Source organism: Streptomyces sp. NPDC051315, assembly GCF_044455165.1.
In the GTDB taxonomy this organism is placed as follows: domain Bacteria; phylum Actinomycetota; class Actinomycetes; order Streptomycetales; family Streptomycetaceae; genus Streptomyces.
The window spans coordinates 520,267-538,516 of sequence record NZ_JBITEN010000002.1 but is presented as its reverse complement, the minus strand read 5'-3'; the positions used below and the strand labels follow the sequence as shown (position 1 = coordinate 538,516).

At 74.5% G+C, this 18,250-nt stretch carries 16 protein-coding genes, 2 pseudogenes and 1 riboswitch; of the genes and pseudogenes, 12 read left to right on the top strand and 6 right to left on the bottom strand.

All coding sequences use genetic code 11. The features are described 5' to 3' along the window. Positions 1 to 52 precede the first annotated feature (52 nt). Positions 53 to 343: a DUF6355 family natural product biosynthesis protein gene (locus ACIBBD_RS05410; RefSeq protein WP_399417953.1), complete on the top strand. Its 291-nt coding sequence runs from the start codon at positions 53 to 55 to the stop codon at positions 341 to 343. Between the two features lie 95 nt (positions 344 to 438). Here ACIBBD_RS05410 and ACIBBD_RS05405 read toward each other — a convergent pair whose 3' ends face one another. Then, positions 439 to 2,016 carry a hypothetical protein gene (locus tag ACIBBD_RS05405; protein WP_399417952.1) on the bottom strand — a complete coding sequence of 526 codons (1,578 nt, stop codon included), beginning with the start codon at positions 2,014 to 2,016 and terminating at the stop codon, positions 439 to 441. A gap of 263 nt (positions 2,017 to 2,279) precedes the next feature. Between ACIBBD_RS05405 and ACIBBD_RS05400 the strand changes: the two genes are divergently transcribed. The 11 genes and pseudogenes from ACIBBD_RS05400 to ACIBBD_RS05350 form a co-directional block, all read left to right on the top strand. Next, entirely contained in the window at positions 2,280 to 3,536 is a 1,257-nt protein-coding gene (locus tag ACIBBD_RS05400; protein WP_399417951.1) for an ATP-grasp domain-containing protein, read from the top strand. Continuing rightward, positions 3,533 to 4,366 carry a hypothetical protein gene (locus ACIBBD_RS05395; protein WP_399417950.1) on the top strand — a complete coding sequence of 278 codons (834 nt, stop codon included), beginning with the start codon at positions 3,533 to 3,535 and terminating at the stop codon, positions 4,364 to 4,366. The genes ACIBBD_RS05400 and ACIBBD_RS05395 overlap by 4 nt, the downstream gene beginning before the upstream one ends. After that, on the top strand, positions 4,363 to 5,478 hold the full coding sequence (locus ACIBBD_RS05390; protein ID WP_399417949.1) for a PLP-dependent cysteine synthase family protein: 1,116 nt from the start codon (positions 4,363 to 4,365) through the stop codon (positions 5,476 to 5,478). The genes ACIBBD_RS05395 and ACIBBD_RS05390 overlap by 4 nt, the downstream gene beginning before the upstream one ends. Further along, positions 5,475 to 6,527, top strand: a complete 1,053-nt coding sequence (locus ACIBBD_RS05385; protein ID WP_399417948.1) for a dipeptide epimerase — start codon at positions 5,475 to 5,477, stop codon at positions 6,525 to 6,527. The genes ACIBBD_RS05390 and ACIBBD_RS05385 overlap by 4 nt, the downstream gene beginning before the upstream one ends. Next, the gene (locus ACIBBD_RS05380) at positions 6,511 to 7,773 is read left to right on the top strand and encodes an MFS transporter (protein ID WP_399417947.1); all 1,263 of its coding nucleotides are present in this window, start codon (positions 6,511 to 6,513) and stop codon (positions 7,771 to 7,773) included. Before ACIBBD_RS05385 ends, ACIBBD_RS05380 begins: the two co-directional genes overlap by 17 nt. Continuing rightward, positions 7,770 to 8,582, top strand: coding sequence for a class I SAM-dependent DNA methyltransferase (locus tag ACIBBD_RS05375; RefSeq protein WP_399417946.1), 813 nt, complete (start codon positions 7,770 to 7,772; stop codon positions 8,580 to 8,582). The genes ACIBBD_RS05380 and ACIBBD_RS05375 overlap by 4 nt, the downstream gene beginning before the upstream one ends. Positions 8,583 to 8,609: 27 nt before the next feature. Then, entirely contained in the window at positions 8,610 to 10,187 is a 1,578-nt protein-coding gene (locus ACIBBD_RS05370) for an ABC transporter substrate-binding protein (RefSeq protein ID WP_399417945.1), read from the top strand. Between the two features lie 2 nt (positions 10,188 to 10,189). Further along, positions 10,190 to 11,143, top strand: a complete 954-nt coding sequence (locus ACIBBD_RS05365) for an ABC transporter permease (protein ID WP_399418140.1) — start codon at positions 10,190 to 10,192, stop codon at positions 11,141 to 11,143. Between the two features lie 287 nt (positions 11,144 to 11,430). Continuing rightward, positions 11,431 to 11,838: pseudogene (locus ACIBBD_RS05360) on the top strand (ABC transporter permease subunit); the annotation flags it as partial. Then, positions 11,784 to 13,508: an ABC transporter ATP-binding protein gene (locus ACIBBD_RS05355; protein WP_399418139.1), complete on the top strand. Its 1,725-nt coding sequence runs from the start codon at positions 11,784 to 11,786 to the stop codon at positions 13,506 to 13,508. The pseudogene ACIBBD_RS05360 and the gene ACIBBD_RS05355, both read left to right, overlap by 55 nt. Before the next feature lie 21 nt (positions 13,509 to 13,529). Further along, positions 13,530 to 13,934, top strand: a pseudogene (locus ACIBBD_RS05350) (DUF6766 family protein); the annotation flags it as partial. Positions 13,935 to 13,951: 17 nt separating this feature from the next. On the opposite strand, the gene ACIBBD_RS05345 reads toward ACIBBD_RS05350, so the two are convergent. The 5 genes from ACIBBD_RS05345 to ACIBBD_RS05325 all read right to left on the bottom strand — a co-directional run bounded on the left by ACIBBD_RS05345 (position 13,952) and on the right by ACIBBD_RS05325 (position 17,982). After that, positions 13,952 to 15,142, bottom strand: coding sequence for an amidohydrolase (locus ACIBBD_RS05345; RefSeq protein ID WP_399417944.1), 1,191 nt, complete (start codon positions 15,140 to 15,142; stop codon positions 13,952 to 13,954). A gap of 85 nt (positions 15,143 to 15,227) precedes the next feature. Next, a complete protein-coding gene (locus ACIBBD_RS05340; protein WP_399417943.1) occupies positions 15,228 to 16,085 on the bottom strand; it encodes an energy-coupling factor ABC transporter ATP-binding protein in 858 nt (285 codons plus the stop codon). Then, entirely contained in the window at positions 16,082 to 16,831 is a 750-nt protein-coding gene (cbiQ, locus tag ACIBBD_RS05335) for a cobalt ECF transporter T component CbiQ (protein ID WP_399417942.1), read from the bottom strand. Before cbiQ ends, ACIBBD_RS05340 begins: the two co-directional genes overlap by 4 nt. A 6-nt stretch (positions 16,832 to 16,837) precedes the next feature. Beyond that, complete coding sequence (locus ACIBBD_RS05330) at positions 16,838 to 17,284, bottom strand: energy-coupling factor ABC transporter substrate-binding protein (protein ID WP_399417940.1); 447 nt, start codon at positions 17,282 to 17,284, stop codon at positions 16,838 to 16,840. Beyond that, a complete protein-coding gene (locus ACIBBD_RS05325) occupies positions 17,281 to 17,982 on the bottom strand; it encodes an energy-coupling factor ABC transporter permease (RefSeq protein ID WP_399417939.1) in 702 nt (233 codons plus the stop codon). The genes ACIBBD_RS05330 and ACIBBD_RS05325 overlap by 4 nt, the downstream gene beginning before the upstream one ends. A 29-nt stretch (positions 17,983 to 18,011) precedes the next feature. Further along, positions 18,012 to 18,195, bottom strand: a riboswitch (cobalamin riboswitch). Positions 18,196 to 18,250: the final 55 nt, after the last annotated feature.

Sequence of the window (18,250 nt, the reverse complement as noted above, 5' to 3'; positions counted from 1 at the left end):
GGACGGGGGAGTCGTCCCGGTCCGGAAACGTCCACCGGCAAGGAGTCCTGCTTTGCGTGTTCGCCCTATCCTGACCAGCGCCCTCGGTTCCGCCGCCCTCGTCCTCACGTCGCTGGGCGCGGCGACCGTCGCCGCCGGTCCCGCGGCCGCCGACCCGTGCGGTTACTACGAGACCAGCGCCGACGCCTTCTACAACCACTGCACCTCCGACGGCTCGCGCGTGGTCATCAAGGTCGAGGTCGCCTGGGGGCCCGACTACGAGCGGTGCGTCGGCCCGGGCAGGTCCTGGCTGGGCTCGGCCGAGAAGATCCAGGGCGCCTACTACGTCGGCCGGACCTGCTGACGGCCCCGGGCGGGTACGGCTCCCGCGCGGACGGGGGCCGTACCCGCCCGGGGAAGGCCGTCACATCGGGGGCCGCACCCGACCCCGGACGGCCGTCACAGGCCCGTCCCCAGCGTCTGGGTCGCGTAGGCGCACTCCGTGTAGATGTAGCCGGACTGGAGCTTGGCCGTGTCCGAGGCGGGCGAGGACGAGCTGGCGCCGTTCGGCTTGTGCAGGAAGTACGTGGTGCCGGGCGGCAGGCTGATGGTGCGCTCCGGGTAGTTCCTGCCGCTGCTGCAGGGTTCGAAGCTCGGCGAGAGCGTGTCGCTCAGGGAGTACGTCGTGCAGCTGCCGCAGGCCTTGAGGGTGAAGCTGCCGGTGACCGGGCCCGTGTAGAGCACGGTGATGTCGTCGGGGCTGTCGTTCTGCACCGTGACGGAGATGCTGCCGCCGGTCCGGGTCGTGGGCAGGCGCTTGCCGGCGGCCGGCACCGTCTGCGCGATCTCCGCCGCGATCGCGATCTTCTGGGCCCGGGCCCGGTTCTTGTTGTTCTTGTTCGCCTTGACGAACTCGTTCATGGTCGTCCGCGCGGCCTCGAACTCGCCGTCCTGGTACTGGTCCACGCCGCACAGGTAGGTGCCCGAGTCGGCGTTGGCGTTGGCCTGCCGGACGTTCTTGGTGAGACCGTCCTCGATGCCCGCCTCCTCGCCCGGCAGGTCGTCGATCTGGGAGCCGAGACTGCGCAGCCGGTCGACCGCCGTGCAGGGGTCGTCGCCCTGGATGTCCTTCGCCGCCCGGGTGACGGCGGCGCCCACCGCCGGCTCGACCTTCGCGGCCTGCTCGGACTTGGGGAAGGTGGTCAGCAGGTCGTCGAAGTTCGACGTCCAGGCGGAGCCGCCGGCCGTGAGGCCCTTCGCCCCGCACTCGTACAGGGAGGTGGCCAGGCGCTCGTCGGGCCAGTCCGCCAGCTCCCCGAGGTCCGTGCTGGGCATGTTCTTCGGGACCGTGCGCAGATAGGTCAGCGGCTGTACGGCCCCGCAGTGGTCGCCCTGCGCGTAGGTGGCGCCGACGGTCGAGTAGAAGGTCTTCATCCGGGCGGGCACCCGCTCGGCCGCGCGGGAGCCGGGGTGGTCGGCGCTCAGGTTCTCGTAGAGGTCCAGCGCCTCGCTGTAGCCGTCCTTGCCGACGCCGAACGCCTGCTCGCCGGATCTCGCCACCAGACGGTCGGCCCGCTCCAGCCGGTCGAGCAGCATCTGCTGCACCGCCTCGTCGCGCGCGTCGTCGTAGAGCACGACGCCCCCGGCCGGTACGGCGAGCAGCGCGAGGCCCACCACCAGCGCGAGCGGCGCGCGGCCGGGCCACACCGGACGGGCGCGCAGGCCCACCCGCGCGCCGTGCGCCGCCACCGCGGCGAGGAACACGACGTAGACGACGAGGGCGAACACCGGCACGCCGTCCGGGTCGGCCGGCAGCGCCACGAGCAGCAGCGCGGCCGTGGCGATCCAGCACAGCAGCATGAGGCCCCGGCGACGCACGAACGCGTATCCCAGGCCGAGTCCGCCGAGGTTGAGGACCGCCACCGCCACGGCCCGCGCACCGTCCGCCGGAGCGGGCGGCGGAGCGGGCGGCGGAGCCGGCGGCATCGGTGGAATGAGGAAGTCCCGGTCGTGCATGCCGTACCCATCGCCGGACATGGCTGGCCCCCCGTCAACTGCGCCCGCGCATCGCTGATTTGTCAGTCTACGGGCGGGGGCTGACAGTCGAACAGTGCGGCGGGGATGTGAGTGGCCGCCTTCCGTGCGGGTGGGTGACGCCGGTGCGGGAAGGGGGGGCGACAAGGGGCTAGTAAATGAAAATGATTATCGATAGCTTGTTGGTGCGCGCGGCCCGGCCCCCTCCCGTCCGAGGGAGCGTCGTGCTGCCCGCCGCCTGAACCCATGTCACGAAAAGGGGAGTTGTGGCTCATCTGCTGATGGTCGAGAGCTGGGTCGGGTCGATGAGCAGGCTGCTGCCACGGGCGATCCGGGAGGGCGGACACGAGTTCACGTTCCTCACCCGCGACCTCCACCACTACCTGCGCTCGGCCCCCGAGGGAGTCGCGCATCCGCTGCTCGGCGCCCGCCATGTGATCACGGCGGACACCAACGACGTCGAGGCCCTGCTCCCCGAGGTCGAGCGGCTGCACGCGGTGCTCGGCTTCGACGGTGTGCTCACCTCCTGCGACTACTACCTGCCGACGGTGGCACGCATCGCCGGTCGCCTCGGCCTGCCGGGGCCGGGCCCCGAGGCGGTCGGGAACGCCTGCCGCAAGGACGCCACCCGCCGCGTCCTCGCCGACGCCGGCCTGCCCGGCCCGCGCTTCGCCCTGCACGAGGAGTGGGCGGACCTCGCGCGGGCCGCACGGGAGATCGGCTATCCGCTGGTAGTCAAGCCCGTCGACCTGTGCGCCGGCATGTACGTCCGCCGGGTGGACGACGAGGCCCAGCTCGCCGAGGCGGTCAAGTCGCTGGCGGACTTCCCGGTCAACGCCCGTGGACAGCTGCGCGACCCCGCCGTCCTGCTCGAGGAACTGCTGGACGGCCCCGAGGTGAGCGTCGAGACCGTGTCGCACGCGGGCACGGTCCATGTGGTCGGCGTGACCGACAAGAGCGTCGGCGGAGCACCCGCCTTCGTCGAGACCGGCCACATGTTCCCCGCCGCCCTGACGCCCGCCGACACCGAGGCCGCCGAACGCACCGCCCGGGCCGCGCTCGAGGCGCTCGCCCTGACCGACGGGGTCGTGGCGCACACGGAGATCAAACTGACCTCCGCCGGACCGCGCGTCGTCGAGGTCAACCCCCGGCCCGCCGGGAACCGCATCACCGAACTCGTCCGCCATGTCACCGGCGTCGACCTCGCCGCCGCCTTCGTCGACGTCGCCCTGGGCCGCGCTCCCGGTCTGCGGCGCACGGACACCGGGCTGCGCAGCGCCGCCATCGGCTTCCTCGTGCCGGACCGCCCGGGCACCCTCGGCGCGCTCGACGCCGCTCCGGTCGCGGAGCAAGAAGGCGTGCTGGAGGTCCTGTTCGCCGAGCCGGGCCGGGCCGTGCGGGCGGCGGGCAGCAACAACGAGTACCTGGGTCACGTCATGGCCGGCGACCCCGACGGGCTCGGCGCCCGCGACCGCGTCGAGGCCCTGCTGTCCTCGATACGGGCGGAGCTGGTGATCCGATGACCGTCCTCACCCCCGCCCACCCGTCGTACGACGCTCTCGTGGACCGCGTCCGCGCGGGCGCCCTCGGCCCCGACCCGGCCACGCAGCGGATCACCGTCGCCTTCACCACCCGCCAGGCCGTGCGCCACGAGGGGCGCGGCACCGGCTACCGCAACGAGGTCCTCAGCCTGCGCCTCGCCGAGGCCGTCGGCTCCTGCGCCGTCGAGCCGGGCGAGCTGCCCGACAGCGCGCTCGACGACTGCGTCGGCGCCGACGTGGCCCGGCTCCTGGAGCATCCCCTGCCACCGGTGCGGGTGGCCGCCCTCGACGCCTACCTCATGCACGTCACGCCGCACGGCCCGAGCGTCGGCGCCCAGGAGGTCGCGCTGCCCGCCGGGTCGTCGCTGGAGAAGTCCCGCGCCCGTGCGCGGGCCGTCGTCGAGCTGCTCGACCTGCCGGCCGGGGCCACGGTGCTCGTGGTCGGCGTCGTCAACTCCCTCCTGGGGGAGCTGCGTTCACGCCGGATCGGCTACGTCCCGTGCGACCTCAAGGGCGGGGCGACCGAGTGGGGCGAACCGGTCGTCGCCGACGCGCTCGCCGCCGCCGACCGCTGCGACGCACTCCTCGTCTCGGGCATGACCCTGGGCAACGGCACCTTCGAACCCCTGCGCCGGCACGCCCTCGCGCAGGGCAAGCAGCTGGTGGTGTTCGCCCAGACCGGCAGTGCCGTCCTGCCCCGCTTCCTCGGGCACGGAGTGAGCGCGGTCTGTGCGGAGCCCTACCCCTTCTTCTGGCTCGACGGCGGGCCCGGGGTCGTCCACCGGTACCGGTGTCCCGGAGGCGGACGATGACCGTCACCGCCGTGCGCCCCCTCGCCCGCCCGGAGTTGCTCGCGCTGCTCGGCCGGACACCCGTCGTGCGGATCACCGCCGGTCTGCCCGCCGCCCACCCCGGTTTCTGGGCCAAGCTCGAAGGGCTCGCGGCCGGGGGCATGAAGGCGCGGGCCGCCGTGTCGATGCTGGTGGGCGCGCGCGAGCGCGGCGAACTGCGGCCCGGCGACCCGGTGGTGGAGTCCACCTCCGGCACGCTCGGCGTCGGCCTCGCCTTCGCGGGCCAGGCGCTGGGGCATCCCGTCGTGCTGGTCGGTGACCGCGAACTGGAGCCGTCCATGCGGCAGTTGCTGCGTGCCCACGGGGTCCGTCTGGAGATCGTCGACCGCCCGGCGGCCGAGGGCGGCTGGCAGGCCGCCCGCCTCTCCCGGCTGCGGGACCTCCTCGCCGAACTGCCCGGCGCCTACTGGCCCGACCAGTACAACAACCCGGACAACACCGCCGGCTACGCCTCCCTCGCCGCCGAACTCACCGCCCAGCTCGACCACCTGGACGTCCTGGTGTGCAGTGTGGGCACCGGCGGTCACAGCGCGGGCGTCATCGCTCCCCTGCGCAGGCGCTGGCCCGCCCTGCGCCTCATCGGCGTCGACGCCACCGGCTCCACGATCTTCGGCCAGCCCGCCCGCCCCCGCCTGATGCGCGGCCTCGGCTCCAGCATCCATCCGCGCAACGTCGCCTACGACGCCTTCGACGAGGTCCACTGGATCGGCCCGGCCGAGGCCGTGGACAGCTGCCGCAGACTGGCCCGCTCCAGCTTCGTCACCGGCGGCTGGAGCACCGGGGCGGCCGCCCGAGTCGCCGCCTGGGCGGCCCGCGTCCACCCGGGGGCCGTCGTCGCCACCGTCTTCCCCGACGGCCCGCACCGCTACCTCGGCACCGTCTACGACGACGACTTCACCACCGCCCACGGCCTCGACCCCGCCGCCGCGGCCACCCGGCCCGTCGAGATCCCGCACCCGAGCGCGGCGGAGGCGACCGGCTGGGCGCGCTGCACCCGGGTCGCCGACCCGCTCGAGAGCCCGTCTCCCCTCAGGAACCACCTGAGCCCCCCGTCCAGGAAAGGCCACCGGTGAAGGCCCGACTGCGCACCGTACGACTCGACCTCGCCGAACCGCTGCGCATCTCCCGCTCCACCATGACCGCCCGCGACGCCGTCTGGCTGACCGTCACGCACGACGGACTGCACGGCCACGGCGAAGCCGTCACCAGCACGTACTACGGCCTCGACGCCGGCACGCTCGTACGGTTCCTGACCGCCGTCGACCTGAGCCGGTTCGCCGACCCGGAGAGCGCCCTGGAGGCGCTGGGGGAGCGGCAGCCGACCGCCCCCGGCACCCCGCCGGCCGTGACCGCGGCCGTCGAGGCCGCCCTCCTCGACCTGGTCGGCAAGCGCGCGGGTCTCCCCGTCCACCGGCTCCTCGGCGCGGCCGCGCCACCCGTGGCCGCCACCGCCCGCACCATCGGCATCACCCCGCCCGCACACGCGGCGGCCGAGGCCCGCCGCCTCGCCGCGCGCGGCTTCCAGGTCCTCAAGGTCAAGGCGGGCGGCCCCGACCCCGAGGACGACGTGGAGCGCGTACGGGTCGTCCGGGACGCGGCGCCCGGTGTCCGGCTGCTCCTCGACCCCAACGGGGCGTGGACCGCGCGGCAGGCCGAGGCCCTGCTGCCGCGGTTCGCCGACCTCGGCGTCGAGGCCGTCGAGCAGCCCCTGGCCCCCGGCGACCCGGAGGCGCTGGGAGCCCTCGCCGAGCGCGCGCCGCTGCCCGTCATCGCCGACGAGGACGCCGTCGGCCTCGAGGACGCCCGCCGGCTGGCCGGACGCGTCCAGGGCGTCAACGTCAAGCTCGCCAAGTGCGGCGGGGTCCACGCCGCCCTGCGCATCGCCGAGACGATCGAGGGCAGCGGCACCGAGTTGATGCTGGGCTGCCTCACCGCCAGCACCCTCGGACTCGCCCCCGCCGTCCACCTCGCCGGCCGCGCCCGCTGGACCGACCTCGACGGCCACCTGCTGCTCGCCCGTGACCCGTGGACCGGCATCGGCGGCACCGACGGTCTCGTCCGCGCGAGCGGCCGCCCGGGCCTGGGAGTCGAGGAGGTGGGGGTGCGTGAAGACGTGGCGTGAGACGCGCAGCTTCCCGCTCGCCGTCCAGCTCCTGCTGGTCAACCAGCTCGGCGTCAACACCGGCTTCTACCTCCTCGTCCCCCACCTCGCCACCCACCTCGGCGAGAACCTGGGCCTCTCCGCGGTCGTCGTCGGCATCGTCCTCGGCGTGCGCAACCTCAGCCAGCAGGGCCTGTTCATCATCGGCGGGTCCGCCGCCGACCGGCTCGGGGCGCGGGGCGTCATCATCGCCGGGTGCGCCCTGCGCACGGCCGGGTTCGCGCTGTTCGCGCTCGGCGACGGGCTGCCGGTGCTGCTCGCCGCGTCCGTGCTCAGCGGGCTGGCGGGGGCGCTGTTCAACCCGGCCGTGCGGGCCTACCTCGCGCGGGAGGCGGGGGAGCGCAAGGCGGAGGCGTTCGCCCTGTTCAACGTGTTCGCCACCACCGGCGCGCTGATCGGCCCGCTGCTCGGCAGCGCGCTGCTGCTGGTCGACTTCCGTACCTCCGCGCTCACCGCCGCCGGGATCTTCGCGGTGCTCACGGTGGCGCAGGCCCTGGTCCTGCCCGTGCGCGCGGTGGAGCCGGCCGCGACGAGCGTGCTCGCCGACTGGCGGGAGGTGCTCGGCAACCGGGCCTTCCTCGGCTTCGCCCTCGCCATGGTCGGCATGTTCACCCTGGAGAACCAGCTCTACCTGCTGCTGCCCGACGGCGCCCGGCGGGCGACCGGCTGGGACGGCGCGGCCGGACTCGTCTTCCTCGTGGGCACCCTCGCCAACCTGGCCTTCCAGTTGCGCATCACCCGGTCCCTCAAGGCGCGCGGCAGCCGCCCCCGGTGGATCGCGGCGGGCCTGGCTCTCATGGGCCTGGCGTTCCTGCCCCCGGCGACGGTGGCGGGCTCGGCGTCCGAGGGCCGGCTCGACCTCGTCCCCGTCCTGCTGGGCGCCCTGCTGCTGCACCTCGGTGTCATGGTCGCCTCGCCCTTCGTCATGGAGCTGATCCCCGGCTTCGGCCGCCCCGGGCTGACCGGCACCTGCTTCGGCATCTTCTACGTCGTCTCGGGCGTCGCCGCCGCCGTCGGCAACGCGCTCGTGGGGTGGGCCATGGACACCGGCGAGCGCGGCGACGCCGGATGGCTGCCGTGGGTGTGCTGTGCGCTGCTCGGGCCGGCGTCGGCCGGCGGGGTGCTGTGGCTGCACCGGCGCGGGGCCCTGCCCGGCAGCCCGGTCCAGGCCGCCGCCGCGCCGGCCGAGGACAGGAGCGCCGCGTGACGACCGACGGCCCGCCCACCGGGAACCTGCTCACCGACAACCCCGCCCTGTACGAGGCCCGCTTCCCCGACCCCGGGCGTCTCGCCGGGCGCTGGGCCGAGGACTGCCTGCGCCGCCACGGCGCCGGACCGCGCGTCCTGGACCTGGGCTGCGGCACCGGCCGCGACGCCGCCCACCTGCACACCGTGGGCCGTACGGTCACCGGCGCCGACCTGTCCGAGGCGATGCTCGCGCACGCCCGCGCCCACCACCCCGGACCGCGGTACGTCTGGGCCGACCTGCACGGTTTCGACCTGGGCCGGGCCGCGTTCGACGCCGTGCTCTGCCTGGACAGCTCCCTGCTGTACTGCCACACCAACGCCCAGCTCGACGGCTTCCTCGCCTCCTGCCGCCGCGCCCTCGCACCGGGTGGGCTGCTCGTCGCCGAGATGCGCAACGGCGCCTACTTCCTGGGCCGTACGGACCTGCTCGACACCCCGACCGTCGACACCTTCGACCGGCAGGGCGTCCACTACCGCTCCGCCACCACCCTGTCCGTCGACCGCACCGCCCAACTCCTGCGCCGGATCCGCGTGTGGACGTCCGACGACGGCGCACCGCCCGTCGAACAGCACTCCGCGTGGCGGCTGTTGTTCCCGCAGGAACTGCGGCACTTCCTCGCCGCGCACGGCTTCGAGGTCCTCGACCTCCACGACGGCCCCGGCCCGCGCACCGAACCCGCCTGGCGGGAGGGCGAGCCGCCCGGAGCGACGACCGACGGCGACCGGCTGCACCTCGTGGCCCGACTGCGCCCCGCCACCACCCCCTGACCCACCTCACTCACCCCAAGGACGGTCATGTACGACGAACGTTTCCCCGGCCTGCGTCGCCGCGGTTTCCTCGCCGCCGGTACCGGCGCCGCCGCCCTCGCCCTCGTCGGCTGCGGGAGCGGCGGCACAGCCGGCGACGGCAAGGCCGGCGACGGCAGACCCAGGAAGGGCGGACGACTGCGGGCCGCCTTCGCCGGCGGCGGCGCGAGCGAGACCCTCGACCCGCACCTGGCCAACCTGTTCGCCGACGTGGCCCGCGCCAAGGCCCAGTACGACAAGCTCGCCGACTACGGCGCCGACCTGTCCGCGCAGCCCCGCCTCGCCGCGACCTGGGAGCCCGGCAGGACGCTGGACCGCTGGCAGGTCACGCTGCGCCGGGCCACCTTCCACGACGGCAGGCCCGTCACCGCCAGGGACGTCCTCTACAGCTACCGCCGCATCGCCGACCCGAAGCAGGCCTTCCGCGCCAGGGCGTCCCTGGAACCCATCGACCTCGACGCCAGCCGCGCCACCGGCGAGCGCGGCATCGAGTTCGTCCTGAAGCGGCCGACCGCCGAATTCCCCAACGTCCTCGCCGCGTTCGGCGCGTACATCGTCCCGGAGAACGCGGGGGAGACGCACGACTTCGACAAGGACCCCGTCGGCTCCGGCCCCTTCCGCTTCGTCTCCTTCACGCCCGGCCGCTCGGCCGTCTTCCGCCGCTACGACGACTACTGGGAGGGCGCCCCGCACCTGGACGAGTTGGAGTTCGTCGTCGCCAACGAGGAGTCCGCGCGCGTCAACGCCCTCCTCGGCGGACAGGTCGAGTACGCCCACGAGCTCAACCCCACCACCGCCCGCGCCCACGAGGGCGGGGGCCGGATCGAGATCGTCCGCCTCCGCAACAGCGCCATGCAGGCGTTCTGCATGAAGACCGACCGGGCCCCCTTCGACGACCGGCGGGTGCGCGAGGCGTTCTTCCTGATCGCCGACCGGAAGGAACTCGTCGACGGCGCCCTGTCCGGCGCGGGCGTGGTCGGCAACGACCTGTTCGGAAAGGGCTACGAGTACTACGCCGACAGCCTCCCGCAGCGCGAACGGGACCTCGACAAGGCCCGCGCCCTGCTCAAGCAGGCCGGCGCCGAGAAACTGCGGGTCACGCTCGACACCTCCGCCGTCGCCGCCGGCTTCACCGAGGCCGCCGGCATCTTCCGCGACCAGGCCGCCGAGGCGGGCGTCACCGTCGACGTGAGGATGGGCAGCAAGGACTCCTACTGGAGCGACATCCTCGACAACGGCAGCCTGTGCTGCTACCGCTCCGGCGCCATGCCCATCGAGGCCCACATCTCCCAGCGGTTGCTGACCGACTCCACCACCAACGCCACCAAGTGGAAGCACCCGGACTTCGACGCCCTCTACCGGCAGGCCCAGTCCACCGCCGACAAAGCCGAACGGGCCGCCGTGTACGAGCGGATGCAGCGCCGCCTGCACACCGAGGGCGGCTTCCTCATCTGGGGATTCGCCGACTGGATCCTCGGAACGGCCCGCACCGTGAGGGGGGTCGGGAGCGAGGCACCCGCCAACACCCTCGACTGGGCCCGCTTCGACAAGGTATGGCTCGCGTGAGCGTGAGCGGGCTGCGCTCCTTCGTCGCCCGGCGGCTGCTCCTCGGCGCTCTGCAGACCGTGGCCGTGGTGCTGCTGGTCTTCGCGCTCACCGAGGCGCTGCCGGGCGACGCCGCCGTCGCCCTCGCCGGCGACCAGCCCGACCCCGCGCGGATCGCCGCGATCCGCGAGGCGATGGACCTGGACCGTCCGGCGTTCGAGCGGCTCGCGGACTGGGCGGCGGGCCTGCCGCACGGCGACTTCGGCACGTCCCTGACCTCCGGCCGCCCGGTGAGCCGGTACCTCGCCGACGGCTTCGGCCCGACCCTGCTGCTGGCCGCGCTCACCCTGGCCCTGCTGGTCCCGCTCGGCTTCGGGCTCGGCGTCCTCGCCGCCCGCCACGAGGGGCGGTTCGTCGACCGCCTGGTCAGTTCCGTCACGCTCGCCGTGTACGCGGTCCCCGAGTTCGCCCTCGGGGTCCTGGTGGTGACGGTCTTCGCACTGGAGCTGGCCTGGCTGCCGCCGACCGCCGTCGGCTACGGCACCGACCTGCTGGGCCACCCGGCCGCGCTCGTCCTGCCCGTCCTCGTCCTGCTGTCCCGGCCGGTCTGCTCACTGAGCCGCCTGGTCCGTGCCGGCATGGTCGACGCCCTCGCCTCGCCGTACGCGGCCCACGCCCGCCGCTACGGCGTCCCCGGCGCCCGGGTCCGCTACGCCCACGCCCTGCCCAACGCCCTCGCCCCGGCCGTCCAGCAGCTCGCCCGTACCGTCGACTGGCTGCTGTGCGGGGTCGTCGTCGTGGAGGCCCTGTTCGTGATCCCGGGACTCGGCACCGTCCTGCTCAACGCCGTCGCCGAACGCGATGTACCGGTCGTGCAGGGACTCGCGGTGGTGTTCGGCGTGCTGACCGTCGTCCTCAACCTCGGAGCGGACCTGGTGGCGCACCGGCTGGCACCCCGGGCGGCGGTGGCAGCGTGACCCGGCGCCGCTTCGCCCTGGGCCTGGCCGTCGTCGGCCTGCCCCTCGTACTGGCCCTCCTGGGCCCGCTGTTCGCCGGGGACCCCGGCCCCCGGGCCGCCTCCTTCATCCTCGGCGACGGACACCCGCTCGGCACCGACTTCGTGGGCCGGGACGTCCGGCACCAGGTGCTGCACGGCGGACGCACCGTCGTCGTCACCGCGCTCGCCGCGACCGCGCTCGCCTACCTGGTCGCCGTCCCGGTCGGCCTCGTCGGCGCGCTCACCCACGTACGGTGGCTGGAGGAGATGCTGATGCGGCCGCTGGACGTGCTGCTCGCCGTACCCTCGCTGCTGCTGATCCTGCTGGTGGCCTCCGTGTTCTCACCGGGTGCCGTGGGGCTCGCGCTGCTCGTCGCACTGGTGAACGTGCCCGACGCGGCGCGTATCGTCCGGGCGGCGGCGGGCGAGGCGGCCGCGCGCCCGGCGGTCGAGGCGCTGCGCATGCAGGGCGAGAGCCGGTGGCGGATCTCCGTCGGCTACGTCGGCCGGTCCGCCCTGCGCACCCTCGCCGCGGACGCAGGCATCCGGCTGACCGGCGTGCTGTACCTGGTGTCGACGGCCGCGTTCCTCGGGGTCGGCGTCGCGCCGGACGCCGCGGACTGGGCGGTCATGGTCGACCGCAACCGCACCGGCCTGCTGGTGCAGCCCTGGGCGGTCGTGGTGCCCGCCCTGCTGATCGTGGCGCTGACCACGGGCACCAACCTGCTCTTCGACGCGGCGCTCGAGAAGCCGCCTCGGACCCGGCCGAAGACGTCACAGAGGAAGAGGGGGCCACGTTCGTGAGCCACGGGAGGGGCCCGGTCGCCGAGCTGCGCGACCTCCGCGTCGAGATCGACGGCCGTGCGATCGTCGACGGCGTGCGCCTGCGCGTCCTGCCCGGCACGGTGCACGCCCTGGTCGGTGCCTCCGGCTGTGGCAAGACCACGACGGGACTGGCGCTGCTGGGGGAGTACCCGCCCGGCGCCCGGGTCACCGGCGAGGTGTACCGGACGACCGACGGCCCGGTGGGCTACGTGCCCCAGCACCCCGCCGCCGTCCTCAACCCGGCCCGCCGCGTCGGCGCGCTGCTGCACGACATCGCCCGCCTCCAGGTCCGCGGACTTCCCCGCGCCGAACGCCGTACGGCGGCCCGCGAGCGGGTCCTGCGGGCGCTCGCCGACGCCCAACTCGCCGACGGCGAGACACTGCTGCGGCGCCACCCGCATCAGCTCTCCGGCGGACAGCAGCAACGCGTCGTCCTCGCCCAGGCGCTGCTGCTCGGCGCCCGGGTCATCGTCGCCGACGAACCCACCACCGGCCAGGACGCGTTGACCAAGAGCCGGATTGTCGACCAGCTGGCGGCGGTCGCGGCCCGCGGGATCGCGGTCGTCCTGCTCAGCCACGACCTCGACGTGGTCCGCGCCCTCGCCGACGACGTCCTCGTCATGCGGGCGGGCCGGGTGGTGGAGTCGGGACCGGCCGAGCGGCTGTGGCGCGCGCCCCGCCACGAGTGGACCCGCACGCTCCTCGACGCCCGGCGACCACCCACCGACGCCGGGCCGGCCCCGGACCCCGACCGCCCCGCCCTGCGGGTCCGCGGCCTCACCGCCCGCCACCACGGCGCCGTGGCGCTGCGCGTGCCCGAGCTCGATCTGCACCCGGGCACCTCCCTGGCCGTCGTCGGCCGCTCGGGCAGCGGCAAGACCACCCTGGCCCGCTGCCTGGCCGGCCTGCACCGCGACCACGACGGTGAGATCGTCCTCGACGACACCCCGCTGCCGCGCAGCCTGCGCCACCGCACGCGGGCCCAACTGGCCGCCGTGCAGTACGTGTTCCAGGACGTGCGCGCCGCCTTCGACGACCACCGCCCGGTCCTCGACCAGGTCGCCCGCACCGCCGTACGCCTGCGCGGCACGGACCCGGTGGCCGCCCGCGAGGAGGCCCTGGCCACTTTGGCCCGGCTGGGCCTTCCGCCCGGCCCGTCCCACCGCCTCCCGTCCCGGCTCTCCGGCGGCGAACTCCAGCGCGCGGCCCTCGCCCGCGCCCTGCTCGCCCACCCCCGGGTCCTCCTCTGCGACGAGATCACCTCCGGGCTCGACACGGTCACCCGGCGCGCCCTCCTCGGCCTCCTCGCCGGACTGCTGCGCGACCGCGACGACCTGTCCCTCGTCCTCGTCACCCACGACCTGGACACCGCGCGCCTGGCCGACCGCATCGCCGTCCTGGACGCGGGCGAACTGGTGGAGCAGGGCCCCGCGCGCCGTGTGCTGACGGAGCCCCGGCACCCCTTCACCGTCTCGCTCAGGGAGACGACGGCCCGCCTGGAGACGGGATCACCGCCCTGAACGGCCCGGGGCAGCGCGCGCAACCAGCTGGTCGATGACGGGCTGCGGCCCGTCGGCTTCGCCGAGTACGTCGCGTCGTCCGACTTCGCGGTCGACGTGGCGGAGAACTGGCAGTCGGAGTACCTGCAGTTCTCGCTCTACATCGGTGCGACCGTCTGGCTGCTGCAGCGGGGTTCCCAAGTCCAAGGAGCCGGGCACCTCCGGCACCGAGTCCGACCGGGACCAGTTGGTCGGCGACCACGCCAGGGAGAGCTCGCCCAGGTGGGCCGCGGCCCCCGGATGGCGGCGCACCGTGTACTCGAACTCCCTGCTGAACTGCTCGCCGTCGCCTCGATGGCGGTGCTCTCGATCTACCTGCGGCAGCGGGGCTCGCCGGAGTCCAAGCCGGTCGGTTCCGCGCACAGCGCCACCGGTGTCGAGGGCTGACGGCCGGTCCGGAGCTCTCAGCGCGGGACGCCGACGGTGTCCCGGTGTCCGCTCCATGCCTCGGCCCGCAGCCGCGGGTCGTACAGGACGTCCACCGCGGTGCACGCCAGGGCCTCGGTGGCGGCCGTCAGGACCCGCCGGGCACGGTCGGAGGCCGCCGCCGCGGCGAACTCGGGCGTGTGGTCCGAGCCGTCCTCGTCCATGATCGCGACGAAGGGGTGGATGGCCGGCACCCGGGCACTGACGTTGCCGATGTCCGACGAGCCGAGGTACACACCGGGCGCGGGCGGGGTGAGCGTGATGCCGGCGCGGCCCAGATGCGTGGCGAAGCGTCCGGAGAGCACCGCGCTGTCGCGGAAGTGCTCGTAGCGGACCGTGGCGCGCTCGACGGCGCACGTGGTGCCGGTGGCCTGCGCCACCCCCGCGGCGGCGGAGCGCAGCTGCCCGGCCAGGTCGTCCAGCGCCTCCGTGGTCGCCGCGCGCAGACCGAACAGGCCCTCCGCGTACTCGGGGACGATGTTCGTGGCCTTGCCGCCGTGCGTGACGATGCCCTGGACGTGAGAGGCCTCCGGCAGGCGCCGGCCTAGCGCGGCCAGGACGTTGAACAGCTCGATCAGGGCCGCGAGCGCGTCGACGCCCTCCGTGGGGTTGCCCGTCGGATGGGCGGCACGGCCGTGGAAACCGACCCGGTACTGCTCCTGCGCCGTCAGCGGCGCCCGCGCCCAGTCGTACACCCCCGGATGGAACATGAGCGCGGCGTCCACGTCGTCGAAGACGCCCGCCTCCACCTCCAGCGCCTTGCCCCCGCCGCCCTCCTCGGCCGGGCTGCCCACGGCCAGCACCGACCCGGCACCCGGCTCCAGCACCGCGCCCGCGGCGAGCGCCGCGCCGAGACCCGCGGCGGCGATCAGGTTGTGCCCGCAGGCGTGTCCCAGGCCGGGCAGGGCGTCGTACTCCAGCAGCAGTGCCACCGTGGGCCGCCCCTCGCCACGGCGCGCGGTGAAGGCGGTCGGCATTCCCGCCACGTCCTGGCGCACCTCGAACCCCGCCCGGCGCAGCTCACCCGTCAGGAGCGTGGCCGCCCGCCGCTCGGCGAAGGCGTACTCGGGGTCGGCGTGCAGCACCGACGCGATCTCCCAGAGCGCGTCGGCCCGGTCCGTCACCTCCTCGTGGAGGCGACGGTACGTGGCGTCTGGGGTGGGGGACACACGAGCCTCCCGGGCGTCGGCGGACCTGCCTTGCGTGACACCGGGTTCCACCGGGAGCCGCGGCGACACGCGCGGGTGCCGGGGATCAGCCGTCGGCCGGTACCGGGGGAGCGGCGGGCGCCGCCGCCAGGGCGGCCAGTTCCTCCGGGCTGCGCGGCCCCTCGCCCGACTCCGTCAACAGGCCCTGCGCACGCAGCAGCTGGGCGGCGGCGATGCCCCAGGGCAGCCGGAGGCCGGCCTGCCGGAGCAGGTCGGTGCGGGCCAGGGTCGTGACCGCGGGGCCCGTGTGCACGCCCGAGGGGGTGAGGAGGGCCGCGTCGTCGGCCCAGCGCAGGGCGAGATCGACGTCGTGGGTGGCCATCACGACCGTGGTGCCGGACGCGCGCAGGGCACCGAGGGTGGCGAGGAGACGTTCCTGGCCGTCGGGGTCGAGTCCGGCGGTGGGTTCGTCGAGGATCAGCACCCGCGGCCGCATCGCCACGGCGCCCGCGATCGCGGTCCGCTTGCGCTGGCCGTAGGAGAGGAGGTGGGTGGGGCGGTCGGCGAGGGCGGTGATGTTCAGGGCGGCCAGCGCCTCCGCCACCCGGGCCCGCACCTCGGCGTCGGGCAGGCCGAGGTTCAGCGGCCCGAACGACACGTCCTGCGCGACGGACGCGGCGAACAGCTGGTCGTCCGGGTCCTGCACCACGAGCTGCACGGTCGTCCGCAGCCGGGTCAGCCCCTCGCGGTCGTACGCCACCGGGCGCCCCTCGACCGTCAGTTCGCCGGTGCGCGGGCGCAGTCCGCCGCTGAGCAGCCGCATCAGGGTCGTCTTGCCGGTGCCGTTGCGGCCGAGCAGGGCGAGCGCGCGGCCCTCGCGGATCCCGAAGTCGAGGTCGTCGAGCACGGTCGGACCGTCCTCGTAGGCGAAGGAGGCGCCTCGCAGGGCGACCAGCTCGCTCATGACAGGGGCCTTTCCAGTACGAAGGTGAGGGCGGCCAGGGCCACCAGGAGCCCGGCGGCGGCCGCCGTGAAGCGGGCGGAGACGCGGGCCTCGGGCACCAGCACGCGCAGGGTGCCGTCGTAGCCGCGCCCGGCGAGGCCGGCCTGCAACCGCGCCGCCCGGTCGAAGGCCCGCACGAACGCGGTGGCCCCGAGGCCGGCCAGGGAACGCCATTCGGCCGCCCGGGAGGTGTGCCCGAGCCGGGCCGCCTGCGCCTCCCGGATCCGGCGCACGGAGTCCAGCAGCAGGAAGCTCATCCGGTACGTCACCAGGGCGACGTCGACGACCGGCGCGGGCACACCGGCCCGCACCAGCCGCGGCAGCAGGTCGGACATCGGAGTGGTGAACGCGAACAGCAGCACGCCCAGGGAGGCGGCCGAGGAGCGCAGCATCAACTCCCCGGCGCGCACCGCCCCGCCGTCGGCCAGGCTCACGAAGCCGCCGGGACCGCCCACCTGGACCAGCAGCGTCACCGCGCCCGTCGCGCAGAAGCCCAGCGGCACCCGGTAGGCGCGCCACAGCCGGCGGGCCGGCACACCCGCCGGGCCCAGCAGCAGGGCGAGCGCCGTGACCAGCACCAGGGCCGCGCCCGGCCAGGGCGGCAGCGAGATCGCGAGCACGGTGAGGCCGAGCCCGAGCACGGCCTTGTCCACGGGATGACGGCGGCGCCAGCGGCTGCTGTGCGCCGCCGCGTCGATCGGCAGCACGGGCGATCAGACCCGTTCCGTCGTGGACTTCCCGGTGTCCGGAGCGCTGCGCGCACCCTCCGGGTTCTCCGCGCCGTCCGTCGTCCCCGTGCCGCGCGGGCTGTCCGTGCCCGGGCCGCTCGCGGTGTCCTCGCTGTCCCGGCGCGCCCGCTCCCGCAGTTCGCCCTGCCGCCGCCCCCGGCGCAGGCCGAAGTAGTAGGCGAGGACGCCCGCGCCCAGGGCCGCCTGGACGGAGAACAGGGCGGACTCGATCTCGCCGGACGGCGGTTCGTACAGGGGGGAGAACCACGGCTCGTAGTCCGGCTCGATCTCGGTGATCGCCGTCTCCGCCTCACCGTCGGCGCCCGAGAAGGGCTGCTCCTTGTGGTCGCCGAGGCCCAGGGCCAGCGGCAGCACCGCCAGCGCGACCACCACGGCCAGCAGCAGGACGTTGATCTTCGTGTTCCGGTTCACCGGGACACCGCCTCCGTTCCGGCCGGCGCCTGCTTCCCGGCCACCAGCACGCCCAGCCGGGTCAGTTCGCCCTTGCTGGACTGCACCAGGAGCCGCATCACCAGGACCGTGAGGAGCCCCTCGCTCACCGCGAGCGGGATCTGCGTGACGGCGAAGATGGAGCCGAACTTGCCGAGCGCGCCGAGGAACCCGCTGCTCGGGTCCGGGAACGCGAGCGCCAGCTGCACGCTGGTGACGCAGTAGGTGGACAGGTCGGCGACGAACGCGCCGAAGAACACCGCCACCATCAGCGGCACGTCGTACCGCCGCAACAGCCGGTACACGCCGTAACCGGCCCATGGGCCGACGATCGCCATCGAGAAGACGTTGGCGCCGAGCGTGGTCAGGCCGCCGTGTGCGAGCAGCAGCGCCTGGAAGAGCAGGGTGATGGTGCCGAGCACCGCCATGATCGGCGGCCGGAAGAGGATGGCGCCCAGCCCGGTGCCGGTGGGGTGCGAGCAACTCCCCGTCACCGACGGCAGCTTGAGGGCGGACAGTACGAATGTGAAGGCCCCGGAGGCGCCGAGGAGCAGGGTGCTCTCGGGGTGCTCGCGGACCTCGCGGCCCAGTGCGCGGACTCCGTGGACGACGAACGGCGCCGACGCGACGCCCCAGGCGACCGCGTGCACCGGAGGCAGGAAACCCTCGGCTATGTGCATGGCTCAGCAGACCCTCTCCAGCACCTCGTGGATGGTTGACGCGCCTTGGCCGGTCTCCTGGCTGACGGGTACCACCGCCCGCACTCCGCCTTCCCGGGTCCGAGGACCCAGTGGCTGCCCGTGAGGGCCGGAGCCGGACTTCCCGATCACAGTGGCGAGGGCCGCACCGGCATCACACCGGATTTCCCGTTCACCAAGGCGTGGTGACACTAGTGCGCCGACCGGGGCGGTGACAAGCGGCAACGGGGGCGCGCGGGCGGCGGACGAC

Coding starts and splice junctions, on each gene's coding strand:
- ACIBBD_RS05405 (WP_399417952.1), bottom strand. CDS start 2,016: ATGTCCGGCGATGGGTACGGCATGCACGACCGGGACTTCCTCATTCCA.
- ACIBBD_RS05395 (WP_399417950.1), top strand. CDS start 3,533: ATGACCGTCCTCACCCCCGCCCACCCGTCGTACGACGCTCTCGTGGAC.
- ACIBBD_RS05390 (WP_399417949.1), top strand. CDS start 4,363: ATGACCGTCACCGCCGTGCGCCCCCTCGCCCGCCCGGAGTTGCTCGCG.
- ACIBBD_RS05370 (WP_399417945.1), top strand. CDS start 8,610: ATGTACGACGAACGTTTCCCCGGCCTGCGTCGCCGCGGTTTCCTCGCC.
- ACIBBD_RS05340 (WP_399417943.1), bottom strand. CDS start 16,085: ATGAGCGAGCTGGTCGCCCTGCGAGGCGCCTCCTTCGCCTACGAGGAC.
- ACIBBD_RS05325 (WP_399417939.1), bottom strand. CDS start 17,982: ATGCACATAGCCGAGGGTTTCCTGCCTCCGGTGCACGCGGTCGCCTGG.